Annotated in this window: 11 protein-coding genes; 5 read left to right on the forward strand and 6 right to left on the reverse strand. The window is 51.0% G+C overall.

The window, feature by feature from the left end:
• Window positions 1-61 precede the first annotated feature (61 nt).
• The 3 genes from SBL51_RS10580 to SBL51_RS10590 are packed head-to-tail and all read right to left on the reverse strand — an operon-like array spanning window position 62 to window position 3,334.
• Complete coding sequence (locus SBL51_RS10580; protein ID WP_317930903.1) at window positions 62-943, reverse strand: glycosyltransferase family 2 protein; 882 nt, start codon at window positions 941-943, stop codon at window positions 62-64.
• Complete coding sequence (locus SBL51_RS10585) at window positions 933-2,855, reverse strand: hypothetical protein (RefSeq protein WP_317930904.1); 1,923 nt, start codon at window positions 2,853-2,855, stop codon at window positions 933-935. Before SBL51_RS10585 ends, SBL51_RS10580 begins: the two co-directional genes overlap by 11 nt.
• Window positions 2,856-2,887: 32 nt before the next feature.
• Window positions 2,888-3,334, reverse strand: a complete 447-nt coding sequence (locus SBL51_RS10590) for a pilin (RefSeq protein ID WP_317930905.1) — start codon at window positions 3,332-3,334, stop codon at window positions 2,888-2,890.
• Window positions 3,335-3,745: 411 nt separating this feature from the next.
• On the opposite strand from SBL51_RS10590, the gene pilB reads away from it, so the two are divergent.
• The 5 genes from pilB (at window position 3,746) to yacG (ending at window position 8,540) form a co-directional block, all read left to right on the forward strand.
• Window positions 3,746-5,473 (forward strand): type IV-A pilus assembly ATPase PilB, encoded by a 1,728-nt coding sequence (gene pilB, locus SBL51_RS10595; protein ID WP_317930906.1) that lies wholly within the window; start codon window positions 3,746-3,748, stop codon window positions 5,471-5,473.
• Window positions 5,474-5,477: 4 nt separating this feature from the next.
• Window positions 5,478-6,695 carry a type II secretion system F family protein gene (locus SBL51_RS10600; RefSeq protein WP_317930907.1) on the forward strand — a complete coding sequence of 406 codons (1,218 nt, stop codon included), beginning with the start codon at window positions 5,478-5,480 and terminating at the stop codon, window positions 6,693-6,695.
• Between the two features lie 45 nt (window positions 6,696-6,740).
• Window positions 6,741-7,607 carry an A24 family peptidase gene (locus SBL51_RS10605; RefSeq protein WP_317930908.1) on the forward strand — a complete coding sequence of 289 codons (867 nt, stop codon included), beginning with the start codon at window positions 6,741-6,743 and terminating at the stop codon, window positions 7,605-7,607.
• 91 nt (window positions 7,608-7,698) lie between these two features.
• Window positions 7,699-8,325 (forward strand): dephospho-CoA kinase, encoded by a 627-nt coding sequence (coaE, locus tag SBL51_RS10610; RefSeq protein WP_317930909.1) that lies wholly within the window; start codon window positions 7,699-7,701, stop codon window positions 8,323-8,325.
• Window positions 8,322-8,540 carry a DNA gyrase inhibitor YacG gene (gene yacG, locus SBL51_RS10615; RefSeq protein ID WP_317930910.1) on the forward strand — a complete coding sequence of 73 codons (219 nt, stop codon included), beginning with the start codon at window positions 8,322-8,324 and terminating at the stop codon, window positions 8,538-8,540. Before coaE ends, yacG begins: the two co-directional genes overlap by 4 nt.
• Before the next feature lie 36 nt (window positions 8,541-8,576).
• Here the strand turns inward: yacG and mutT are convergent, their stop codons facing one another.
• The 3 genes from mutT to secA form a co-directional block, all read right to left on the reverse strand.
• Window positions 8,577-8,990: an 8-oxo-dGTP diphosphatase MutT gene (gene mutT / locus SBL51_RS10620; RefSeq protein WP_317930911.1), complete on the reverse strand. Its 414-nt coding sequence runs from the start codon at window positions 8,988-8,990 to the stop codon at window positions 8,577-8,579.
• Window positions 8,971-10,203, reverse strand: a complete 1,233-nt coding sequence (gene argJ / locus SBL51_RS10625; RefSeq protein ID WP_317930912.1) for a bifunctional glutamate N-acetyltransferase/amino-acid acetyltransferase ArgJ — start codon at window positions 10,201-10,203, stop codon at window positions 8,971-8,973. The genes mutT and argJ overlap by 20 nt, the downstream gene beginning before the upstream one ends.
• A gap of 141 nt (window positions 10,204-10,344) precedes the next feature.
• Entirely contained in the window at window positions 10,345-13,071 is a 2,727-nt protein-coding gene (gene secA / locus SBL51_RS10630) for a preprotein translocase subunit SecA (RefSeq protein ID WP_317930913.1), read from the reverse strand.
• Window positions 13,072-13,167: the final 96 nt, after the last annotated feature.

Here is a 13,167-nt window from a genome sequence, read left to right on the forward strand (position 1 = left end):
TACACCTAGAATATATTTCCGACCGAGATGTAATCGAATAACCCCTGCAATAATCTTGACACTATTTATTATCGTCTTCTCTATTTTTTCCGCTCAGATAAGTTAGCGTTGTAACCTGCTCGGAAACCAACCCCATCAGAAAAACTAATATAGATGTTGTAAATAACAATGCACTCATATTGGTGAACCGACCCATTGTGAAAAATGTAAATAGGTAATAAACCACGCCAAGCAAGAAGAACGCGAGCGAAAGTGGAAAAAATAATTTCAGAGGGGAATACAAAGTGGCAATTTTAAAGATAATCAGAAGAAAACGAATACCATCTTTTTTAATATCAATATGGCTCTTACCATCTCTCGATAACACATCAATGGGCACATACCCCACTGAATAGCCAGCGCGAAAAAATGCCATCGTTGATGTTGTTGGGTAGGAGAAACCATTCGGAAGAAGATCTATAAACTCTATAAATTTAGACTTTTTCACAGCTCTCATACCAGAAGTTAAGTCCTTTACCTTGTGGCCCACCATCAGAGAAGCCACTTTGTTATAGACAGCATTGGCTAGGTAACGGTGTTTATTGGCTTGACCTTCTGCGCTGCGAGCGCCAACCACCATATCGTAACCAGAGCGAAGCATTTCCAATATTGGCGCGATGTCCTTTACTTGGTGCTGTCCGTCCGCATCCATAAATAGCAAAATCTCGTGACTCGCCGAACGAGCACCCGCTTTAACAGCAGCCCCATTGCCTTTGGAATAGGGATGAGCAATCTCCTTTACCCCATTTGCCTGGCATATTTCGGAGGTATTGTCGTTTGAGCCGTCATTCACAACGATAATTTCGGCATCCTTGTAAATGGAGGTTAATTCCGGCAGTAGTTTGGTCAAACCGGAGGATTCATTCTTCGCCGGAATGACTATAGTAAATGGTTCACTCATCATGGTATGTAAGGTCTGAATTAATTTTATCTAACATCTCTTGGGCTTGAGAACGGAGGTATTCATCTTCATTTGTGAACCGCCTCAGCGCGCCGGTAAGAATTTCCGAAGCTAGAGCCAACCGGTTATTTGACGCCAACAACAATGCCTGATTCATCGCCAACCCCAACGTAGGCAAATAGTTCTGCATAGATCGGTACTTTTTAGCTGCAGTATTTACATCCCCCAAAAGCAATTCAGATCTTGCCCAAAGATCATCCAGCAGAACTCTTAGTCGTGTTCTACGATAGGCGTTGTTAGTTTTTGCCGAAATGAGCAGGGTCTGAAAGTTATCTTTACTTAATTGTGGGCAATTACCTAACACCATCTGATTTAGGATACCCTCTAGAAAGCGATTTAAATTCCAGTTCAGCGGCATTGCATTTATTTCGGTGTTGACCCTATTGAAATCAACCAAGCCTCGATCAATAAACCGGCAATCATAGCCAATGGCCTTCAACTGAACGATCACATCACCACTTGAATCCAGTAAACTTTGTTCAACTAATGCCTCTATAACCTGAACGGGTGCATTGTTAGCTGCATAGTAAACCAAGGTTGATTCTATTGCCCGCGTTGAACTTGGGTTTTCCGTTCTCCAAACTAACAGTGCCCTTTCCGGCTCCCCCCACAGGGCCGCCCGCAGATAAGTGGACCAAGAGAGCAGCAGCACCAATAGGGTTACAGCAGCAACACGATAGCCAGAATTCCCCTTTAACCCACCAATACCAGCGGCCACCAGCATAGCCAAGCCAATTGATGGCATATAGTTACGATGCTCAAATTTGATTTCCAGCTGGATAATCGTTGATTCGATGATATGGCTGGCATAAAACCAGAGTACACCGAACGTCAGTAAGGGCAATCGCCGACGAAGCAGGAATGCCAGTGCAATAACAGCGCCGTGCACTATCGCCCAATAGAGTGTTGATACCGGGGCAAGCCACCCTTTTGATATGGGGTAGCCATCGTGAAATAGCCCAGCAGATTGGATTTTGGGCAAGAAGAAGGCAACCAAATAATCCCCCAAAACCCTAAACTCAGTCATTAGGCGCTCTAGGACAGTAAAACCTCTTCGTTCAGCCACCAAGGGGTATTTGAGGTAGATTCTAAGCTCGTGCATTAGCAACAAAACGAAGATAGCCACAGGCAAATAGACCAGCAGCCACTTTACATATCGGTTCGGCCACGCCAATTGGCAACCACACCAAACAAAAAAAGCTTCTATCAGCCATATCTGCACAGGAATGACAAAAGCCGTCTCCTTACTGTACAGCGCCAAAAATGCAAAAGCCGCTGTCCCAACAAGCAGTAAGACGAAGAGGTAGGGCGTTTTCCTCATCATGGCTTTGCGCGCTTCAAGATAGACTGTTAACGCAGCCAAATTGAACAGCAATTCCAGTTGGGTCATACGCTGTACTACATAAAGTACAGTGGACACCTGTAGCGGATGAATAGCCCATACCAGGGTAGCAACCAAAGCCAGAAAATAACTTTGTTCTACTTTGGCCAGCTTGAGAAGAGAAAATAGGAAGTGAAACAGTAAAAGAGACGTAGCCGCGTGAATTGCAATGTTGGTTACTAAAAACCAGAATGGTTCGGTCGGCCAGGAGAGACTATTCAATGTAAAGCTTGCCAGAGCAACCGGCCGCCCCGTAGGGCCAGCATAACCGGCAAAGACAAAATCACACCACTTTTGCCAGCTATTAATACTGCCCCACTGCCCCAATGGAGGTAGAGTTGAATAATCATCCAATAAAAATATGCCTGCTGTGCCTTTCCAATAGAGAATGAAAATTAAGCAGGGAAGGAAGAGAGTAAACCAGTAACGGCGAAGGAAAAACATGGGTAATAAGAAATGGAAAAAGCCGCCCAATGGACGGCCTCTCCTATTCCTAAGCTACTGAATTAGTTACGGCAGCTGGAGGGAACGTATTTAATGTCCAAAGGCACAGAACTACCAGTTACTTTACAGGTCCAGATAATTGGGCCGCTACCAGTGGTTGGGCTCAACAATAAAGTGCCATTTTGAATAGTGTTGGTAACACCAGTCGCTGCCATTTTAGCTTCAATCAAACCACCAGTAACAGTAACGCTTTGTACGTATTTGCCAGCAACTTCAGTGGCCACAGGAATACCTAATTGGCCACTGTTAGCCACAGACAGGTCACCACGGTCAGCCCAAATTTCGGAAATAGTCGCTTTCATACCAGATGAAAGAGTTACTGCTTCAGATACTTGCGAACGAGCGGTGTAGTCTTGGTAGGCTGGCAGAGCAACCGCAGCCAAAATACCGATGATCGCTACAACGATCATCAATTCAATCAGGGTAAAACCTTTTTGCACTTGTTTCATGGATTCGATCTCCGATCTCTAGATAGTTACGCTCGCGCCGCCTTCCGAGCAAGCTTGAACACGATAAAGCAATGGCTGGGCCAACATTAAAAAATTCAGTTTTAGTCCGTAATTTGTCGCCAGAATCAACACCTTGAGCAAATCCGCCCATCACAAGGCTAAATTCAACTGACCCTTCTCGTCTGCTAGTGACAAATATTGTCACTAGTTATCAGATTCGGTAAAAGAGCGTGACCAAACGTTAATTTCTTACGCAAAAACCAGGTTACCGTTAAAAGATAGCCTATATTTCTAATATGTAAGGCGATAACCTTCTAATCCACAAAAAAATGTGACATAACCCAGCCTTACTTATATTGCTCGCTATCTATAGCGGTAATTAATTTAGCTTCGTTGGTGTGAAGATTAAAAATGTCAGAGCAGAATATTCAATTAAGCGGCCTAGCAAAGCGATTGGTGATTGATGGCTACCTCAGTGAAGCCGACGCCAAAAGCGCCGTGGCCGGGGCGCGCGAAGAGAAGATACCCTTCGCCTGGTATCTATCCAACAGCCATATGCTCTCTGCCACCCAGGTGGCTCAGGTCTCTTCCGACGAATTCGGCACACCGATCTTTGACCTAAACGTATTACGACCAGACGCCATCCCCCGTAAGTTGGTGGATACCAAACTTATTCAGAAGCACCACACCCTGCCCCTCTTTAAAAGGGGTAACCGTCTATTTATAGGTATCTCCGATCCAACCAATGTGCAGGCCATTGATGAAATTAAATTCAATACCGGCCTCAGTACCGATGCCATCCTGGTTGAGAGCGACAAGCTACAGAAAGCCATCGACCTCTTTTTAAATCAGGAGGAGGAGACCCTGGGGGATTCCCTGGGTGGCCTGGACGACGAGACACTGGAAGACCTGGATGTACAGAGTGCAACTGAAGATAACAAAGGCGATAGCGAAGAGAACGAGGCCGATGAAGCCCCTATTGTTCGCTTCGTGAACAAAGTGTTACTGGACGCTATTAAAACCGGGGCATCGGATATCCACTTCGAACCCTATGAGAAAGCATTCCGGGTACGTTTCCGCCGGGACGGCATCTTGGTTGAAGTGGCCCGGCCACCGGTCGCGCTCTCCACCCGCATCTCAGCACGTCTAAAAGTGATGTCACAAATGGATATTAGTGAACGCCGGGTTCCCCAGGATGGGCGTATCAAGATGAAGATATCCAAAACCCGGGCGATTGATTTTCGGGTGAACTCCTTGCCAACTCTGTTTGGCGAGAAGATTGTGCTGCGTATTTTGGACCCAAGCAGTGCCAAACTGGGCATTGACGCCTTGGGCTATGAAGATGACCAGAAGCAGATCTACCTCCAAGCCCTGGATCAACCACAAGGGATGATCCTGGTTACCGGCCCTACCGGCTCGGGTAAAACTGTTTCTCTCTATACCGGCCTGAATATTCTCAATACCGAAGAGCGCAATATATCTACTGCAGAAGACCCAGTAGAGATCAACCTGGAAGGGATTAACCAGGTCAATATGAACACTAGGGTCGGGTTAACCTTCGCCGAAGCGCTGCGCTCCTTCCTGCGGCAAGACCCCGATATCGTGATGGTGGGGGAGATCCGGGACTTGGAGACAGCGGAAATCGCCATTAAAGCGGCACAAACCGGCCACTTGGTGCTCTCCACCCTCCACACCAACAGCGCCCCCGAAACCCTAACCCGGCTACTCAATATGGGTGTGCCCGCCTTCAACGTGGCAACTTCTGTCAGTGTGATTATCGCCCAGCGCTTAGCGCGGCGGCTGTGCCCCGCTTGTAAAAAGCCGGCTGACGATATTCCCGATGAAATTTTGACCGAAGAGGGCTTCGACAATATCGGTTTCCCCCGTGAAGAGATCACCCTGTTTCATCCGGTAGGCTGTGATGCCTGCAATGGTGGTTATAAGGGTCGGGTAGGTGTGTATGAAGTCGTTCGCATCACAGATTCCATTTCACGGATTATAATGGAAGGAGGTAACTCCATTCAGATTGCGGATCAAGCACGGAAAGAGGGGTTCAACAACCTCCGCGTTTCGGCATTGCGCAAAGTGGCAATGGGGGTAACCAGCCTCGAAGAGGCCAACCGAGTGACCAAGGACTAAGTAAATGGCTGCAACGGCAACAGATATCGTCTTCGTCTACAAGGGCGTCGACCGCAAAGGCAATAAGGTACAAGGTGAGCTGAAAGGAGCCAGCACCGCCCTGATTAAAGCCCAATTGCGTAAAAAGGGTATAACCCCCGGCCAGGTTCGCAAAAAGCCAAAGCCCCTGCTCGGCGGTGGTAAGAAATCGATAAAACCGCAGGATATCGCAATCTTCACCCGCCAGATGGCGACCATGATGAAAGCTGGTGTGCCTTTGGTACAGAGTTTTGAAATCGTTGCCGACGGCCTGGAAAACCCCACACTGCGTAAACTGGTGCTGGAGATTCGCGAAGATGTCGCTGCCGGTAATGGCTTTGCCCCCTCTCTGGCCAAACACCCCAAATATTTCGATGAGCTCTTCTGTAACCTGGTTGAGTCCGGCGAGCAGTCCGGTGCCCTGGAGATCATGCTCGACCGGATTGCCACCTACAAAGAGAAAACCGAACAGATGAAGGCCAAAATCAAAAAGGCCTTAACCTACCCCATTGTGGTTGTCCTAGTGGCCATTGTGGTAACTGGTATCCTGTTAATTAAAGTGGTACCACAATTTGCGGAAACCTTCTCCAGTTTCGGCGCGGACCTACCCGCATTTACCCAATTTGTACTCAACCTATCCGAGTCAGTTCAAAAATGGTGGTTCATCATTTTATTGGCAATGATCGGTGGCTTCTTCGCCTTCTCTGAAGCGAGGAAACGCTCCCACGCCTTTGCCAAACTAGTTGATCGCTACATGATTAAAATCCCTATTCTGGGCAAAATTGTCTATGAATCGATCGTTGCCCGCTTCGCGCGCACCTTGTCCACCACCTTTTCCGCAGGTGTACCGCTGATTGATGCCCTTGAGTCGGTAGCCGGTGCCACCGGCAACCTAATCTACGAAGAAGCGACCCTGAAAGTTCGGGATGAGGTCTCGACCGGTATCCAGTTAAACGTCTCCATGCGTGCAACTCAGATGTTCCCCTCCATGCTGCTGCAGATGACCGCCATTGGTGAGGAGTCCGGAGCACTGGACGATATGCTCGATAAAGTCGCCCAATTTTATGAGGAGTCGGTCGATAACCTGGTGGATAACCTCACCACCCTGCTTGAGCCTTTGATTATGGCGGTATTGGGTATTCTGGTAGGCGGCCTGATGGTGGCCATGTACATGCCTATTTTCCAGATCGGCCAGGCCATTTAAGACGCGGCAGGCGCTCTAAACGGAAACCTCTAAATAAGCCCTTACATGAATGAATTTTTAGCAAACCCACCGGTATTAATATCGGTGGTATTTCTTTTGGGATTGATTGTTGGCAGCTTCCTAAATGTGGTGATCTACCGGCTGCCAATTATGATGCAGAACCAGTGGCGGGCAGAGTGCTGCGAGTTTTTGCAGCAGACCGATGACAATGCACCCGCCGAAGCTTTCAACCTGGTAACCCCAAACTCCACCTGCCCCCATTGCCAGCACCGCATCAAACCCTGGGAGAATATCCCGGTTATTAGCTACCTGTTTCTGCGTGGCAAGTGTGCCAACTGTAAAGCCCCTATATCCATTCGCTACCCGCTTGTCGAGACCCTAACCGGACTATTGAGTGCATTATTAGCCTGGCAGTACAGCTATGACTGGCAATTGCTGGCGCTGCTCTTTTTTACGTGGGCCCTCGTCTCACTCACCTTAATCGATATCGATCACCAACTGCTGCCAGATGCCATCACCCTGCCCCTGCTCTGGTTGGGCTTGCTGGTTAATAGCCAGGGCATAATCACCGATCTGCATAGTGCCGTCATCGGTGCGGCTGCGGGTTATTTGTCGCTCTGGAGTGTCTACTGGCTGTTTAAGCTGGTCACCGGCAAGGAAGGTATGGGTTTTGGTGATTTCAAACTCCTCGCTGCATTAGGGGCTTGGTACGGCTGGCAGCTACTGCCGCTCACAATTCTCTGTTCCGCCCTGGTCGGTGCGGTACTGGGTACCATCATGCTGCGCCTTAAAGGTAAAGGGCAGTCCACCCCGATTCCTTTCGGCCCCTACCTCGCGATTGCCGGCTGGGTAGCCATGCTCTGGGGCAATGAAATCACCCAGTGGTATTACCAAGTCGCCCGTATTCAATAACCGCACTAGCCACGCCACCCTGCGCCAAATCTCTCTCTAAGGTATACTCGCCCACTGTTTTTACACTCCAGTTGGAGCTTAGAGCGCAGTTATGAGTAACCTGATAGTCGGCTTAACGGGCGGTATAGGCAGCGGCAAATCCGCAGCCATGGCCGCTTTTCAAGCATTGGGCATCGAAGCCATCGACGCCGACCAGGCAGCCAGAGAGGTTGTCGAACCCGGAACCCCCGCTTTAACGGCCATTGCCGACCATTTTGGCAGCCAGATACTACTTGCCGATGGCAGACTCAATCGTGCCCAGCTACGGGAGATTATCTTTAATAACCCAGCTGAGAAGGCGTGGCTCGAGGCACTGCTACACCCTCTCATCCGCGAACATATTGTTAGCTTTTTGCAAAAAGCGGTAAGCCCGTACGCGTTATTAGTCTCGCCACTGCTAGTGGAGTCTGGCCAGGTAAACATGGTAGAGCGGGTGATCGTGGTGGATGTGCCAGAGTCCACTCAGGTTGCCCGCACCATGGCGCGCGACCAAAACGATGAGGCTCTGGTGAAGTCGATTATGGCCAGTCAGACCAAGCGTGAAACCCGTTTGCAAGCCGCTGATTTTGTCATCAACAACAGCGGCTCACTGCAAGAGCTGCAACAACAGGTTAATCAAATTCATACAGAGCTGTTGGCGCAAACACGTGATACCAATACCAACCGGGAGCCCAAATGAGCCAGCCAAAGAAGTTAAACTGTCCCACCTGCAACACACTTATTGAATGGAGCGACCAATGGCCAGATCGGCCCTTTTGCAGCGAACGCTGTAAGCTGATTGATCTCGGCGAATGGGCGGCTGAGAACAACCGAATTGCAGGTAACTCAGTTTACGATGAAGTGTTAAGCGGGCAGTTGGAAGAGAGCCCATTCAGCGGGCCCTCTAAAGGTTAGCACTTACTAGCCGTGTGAACTGCGAAAAATTAGATTTCACCACACATAGGCCAATAGCCGCTCTACAATGGGCCTATTAGCTTCGGGAAATTCGTAATCCGTCAATGTGGCCACAGGCACCCAGGCTGTCGGTTGACCTTCAACCCCAAACGGCTCACCATCAAACTCCAACACCAGGGATACCGTCAGTCGTACCGACTTGTCGGAATAGTCGTGGCAGACCTCCATCAAAGGCGCCGTGCGGGTGGGGACTATGGCAAGCTCTTCATTCAGCTCCCGGGTCAGGGCCTGCTCGGCCCCTTCGCCAAGCTCCACCTTGCCACCGGGAAACTCCCACAGTCCGCCCTGGTGTTGATGCTCTGCCCGTTTGGCCAAAAGAATGTGGCCGTCGCGATGAACCACACCCACGGCCACATGCACCTGTTTGCGCTTAGGTTCGGTATTCGGCATTGATGGTGACATAGTCATGGGAGAAGTCGGTGGTCCACACGGTTTCCGCAGCCGATCCTCTTCCGAGGTTGATTCCAATGGTTATCTCACTGCGATCCATTACCTGCTGCCCAGCCTCTTCCGAGTAGGAGGGTGCTCGACAGCCATTGGCAACAATCTGCACGTCATCCAGGAAAACATTGACCTTATTCGGGTCCAGCCCCTTTACCCCGGCGTAGCCAATCGCCGCCACAATGCGCCCCCAGTTAGGGTCACAGGCGAAGAGCGCGGTCTTTACCAAGGGTGAGTGGGCAACCGAGTAAGCAACTCTCAAGCACTCTTTCTCTGTTTGCCCCCCCTCAACCTGTACTGTCACCAGCTTGGTAGCACCCTCGCCATCTGCAACTATCGCTTGTGCCAGTGCCGTTAGCACCTGCTGAATATGATCAGCCAACAAGTTGTAAAGTTCGCCACTGGCGTCATCAACCATGGGCGCATCGGATGCGCCGGTTGCCACTAAAATGCAGGAGTCATTGGTGGAAGTGTCGCCATCAATGGTGATGCGATTGAAGGACTTATCCGCCGCTTGCGCCAGTATCTTCTGCAATACCGGCTGTGCTATAGCGGCATCGGTGACCACATAAGCCAGCATAGTGGCCATATTGGGCCGGATCATGCCCGCGCCCTTGCTAATACCGGTAATGGTGATGGTGCAGCCCAGATAGTCAAACTGCCGAGAAGCACCCTTGGGGCGGGTGTCGGTGGTCATAATGCCACGGGCGGCTCTTTCCCAATTGCTCTCATCGAGGGTAGACCAAGCGGCTGGCAAAGAACTGACCAGACGTGAAAGCGGTAGCGGCTCGCCGATCACCCCGGTAGAGAAAGGCATAATCTGCCCCTCTTCGCAACCAGCGAGCTTGGCCATAGCGGTGCAGGTTGCCTGAGCATCCGCCAAACCTTGGTCGCCCGTACAGGCGTTGGCATTGCCGGCATTAATCACCAGAGCCCGGATACTGTTACCCAGGTGGCTTTTGCAAACCGTTACCGGCGCCGCGCAAAAAGCATTTTTGGTGAAAACCCCGGCCGCAGTACTACCTTCACAAAAACTCATTACCACCACGTCATCACGGGTGACTGTCGCGGGGTTGCGGCCTTTGATGTCGGCAAAAGTTGCACCTAATAGGGAACCCTTTACGGGGTGTAACGTCGGTAATGGAAATTCACCAACAGCCATACTTGCGCCTCAAAATAGGTTGATATCCGTGAGCACGGGGGAGAGTTCGAACGACAAAGTGTAGCAGAGAGCGGCACGGGAAGAGAGCACCCTCCCCACCCTGCAAACCAATTCTGTTCTGGAATTTTAAAGGATTGAATACTAGCCTAGGCGGCCGTGACACTGTTTGTATTTTTTGCCGGAGCCACAGGGGCAAGCATCGTTGCGCCCAACCTTAGGCATGGAGCGGCGCATCGGCTCCGCGGCCGCGGGCTCATCGTCAGGCTCGCCATCGGCCAAGGCATTGGCTTCAGCATGTTCCATTTTTATACGCATCTGCTCTTGCAGTTCGCGTTGACGACGCTCCAACTCCTGCAGCTGCTCCTGAGTAATCGGCTCAACCCGGGAGAGCATCTTCACCACTTCCTGCTTGATGTTATCGAGCAACTCCTGGAACAGCTGGAAGGATTCGCGCTTGTACTCCTGCTTGGGATTACGTTGGGCATAAGCCCGCAGCCCAATACCCTGGCGCAGATGGTCCATATTGGCCAAGTGCTCCTTCCAGTGGGTATCGAGCACCTGCAGCATGATCCGTTTTTCAACATCGGTAATCATCTCGCCAAAGCGTTCACATTTCGCGGCCCACGCCTCATCGGCCGCGGCAATTACACGCTCAAGCAGACTCTCCTGGTAGAGCTTCTTGTCTTCACTTAGCCACTGCTGCAGTGGCAGGTGTAAACCCAGCTCATTAGCCAGGTGCTGCTCCAAACCGGGCACATCCCACTGCTCCTCCACACTCTGCGGGGGGATAAACTCGTGAAACAGATCAGTCACCACGTCGTGACGAATGGCGTTGATAGTTTCTGAGATGTGGTCAGCCTCAAGAATCTCGTTGCGCTGCTGGTAAATTACCTGGCGTTGATCATTGGCGACATCGTCATATTCCAGCAATTGCTTACGAATATCGAAGTTACGCCCTTCCACCTTGCGCTGGGCTTTCTCGATGGCATTGCTGACCATACGGTGCTCAATCGCTTCGCCCTGCTCCATGCCCAGCGCTTTCATAAAGTTGCGCACCCGGTCGGAAGCAAAGATACGCATGAGGCTGTCTTCCATCGACAGATAAAAGCGTGTCATGCCCGGGTCACCCTGACGGCCGGATCGGCCGCGCAACTGGTTGTCGATGCGGCGTGACTCGTGTCGCTCGGTACCAATAATGTGTAAGCCGCCGGCATCCAGCACCGCCTGGTGACGAGCTTTCCAATTGGTTTTTATCTCTTCAATTTGGGCCTCTGTGGGCGTAGGCAACGCCGCTACCTCGGCCTCCCAGTTACCCCCCAACACAATATCGGTGCCGCGACCGGCCATATTGGTGGCAATAGTTACCGTACCCGGTCGGCCAGCCTGGGCAATAATTTCAGCCTCTTTCTCATGGAATTTCGCGTTCAACACCTGGTGCTTGATACCAGCCTTCTTAAACCTGGCCGAGACAATTTCCGAGGTCTCGATGGAGGCGGTACCCACCAACACCGGCGCATTCTTCTCGATACAGTGCTTCACATCCTCGACAATGGCATCGTACTTCTCGGCCAGGGAGAGGTAGATGAGATCATTCAGGTCCTTCCGCGCTACTGGTTTATTGGTGGGGATAACCACCACATCCAACCCATAAATCTGATGAAACTCGACCGCTTCGGTATCGGCGGTACCGGTCATACCAGAGAGTTTATGGTAGAGACGGAAGTAGTTCTGGAAGGTGGTTGAGGCCAAAGTCTGACTCTCACTCTGGATTTTCATCCCCTCTTTGGCTTCGAGCGCCTGGTGCAAACCCTCCGACAGACGACGACCCGGCATGGTGCGGCCGGTGTGCTCGTCAATCAGCATCACCTGATTGTCCTGCACAATGTAGTGGATATCTTTGGAGTAGAGGGTGTGAGCGCGCAACGCGGCATGAACATGGTGTAGCAGGCCAAGGTTGGCCGGCGAATAGAGGCTGTCGTCTTCCTCCAGCAGGCCATTGGCTACCAGCAGGGTTTCTACCTCCTGGTGGCCCAGTTCGGTCAATTCCACCGAACGCATCTTCTCATCCACCAGATAGTGACCGGTGATAACCGGGTTCTCCTCACCCTCTGGCAGCTCCGGCTGCTCTTTCAACAGCGGGATTAACTGATTGATCGCCCGATAGAGGGCGGAACTGTCCTGTGCCGCGCCGGAGATAATCAACGGCGTACGCGCTTCATCGATCAAGATGGAGTCAACTTCGTCGACGATAGCGAAGTTGAGGGGACGCTGGCCACGCTCGGCCAGGCTCAGCGCCATATTGTCACGCAGGTAATCGAAGCCGAATTCGTTGTTAGTGCCGTAGGTGATATCGGCCTGATAGGCTTGGCGTTTTGCGTCAGGATCCTGCATGGAGTGGATAACACCCACGGTCATACCCAAGGCGTTATAGAGGGGCGACATCCACTGGGCATCACGGCTGGCCAGGTAGTCGTTCACGGTTACCACATGAACGCCTTTCGATGACAAAGCATTTAGGTAGACAGGCAGAGTCGCCATCAGGGTTTTACCCTCACCGGTGCGCATCTCCGCGATGCGACCCTCGTGCAGGGTAATACCACCAATCATCTGCACATCGAAATGGCGCATACCTAATGCTCGGCCACCCGCTTCACGCACCAGAGCAAAGGCTTCCGGCAGCAGTGAATCCAAACTCTCGCCTTCAGCTGAACGCGCCTTAAACTCTTCGGTTTTTGCTTTTATTTCTTCATCAGTCAGCGCTTGGTAGCTCTCCTCCAGAGCATTTATCTTTGTCACCAAACGCCGCATGCGCTTCAGTTCACGATCGTTCTTTGTGCCGAAAACGGCTTTTAACGCTTTGCCAATCATTTTTTGGTCCGAATATTATCGTTTGTGATGCTTGACCCCCACGAATTGGGGGCCAAGTAAACAGGAAGGTGCCGCTCGAAGCAAGCCGGAGGGGAA

The organism is Halioxenophilus sp. WMMB6 (assembly GCF_033283405.1).
Lineage (GTDB): Bacteria > Pseudomonadota > Gammaproteobacteria > Pseudomonadales > Cellvibrionaceae > Halioxenophilus.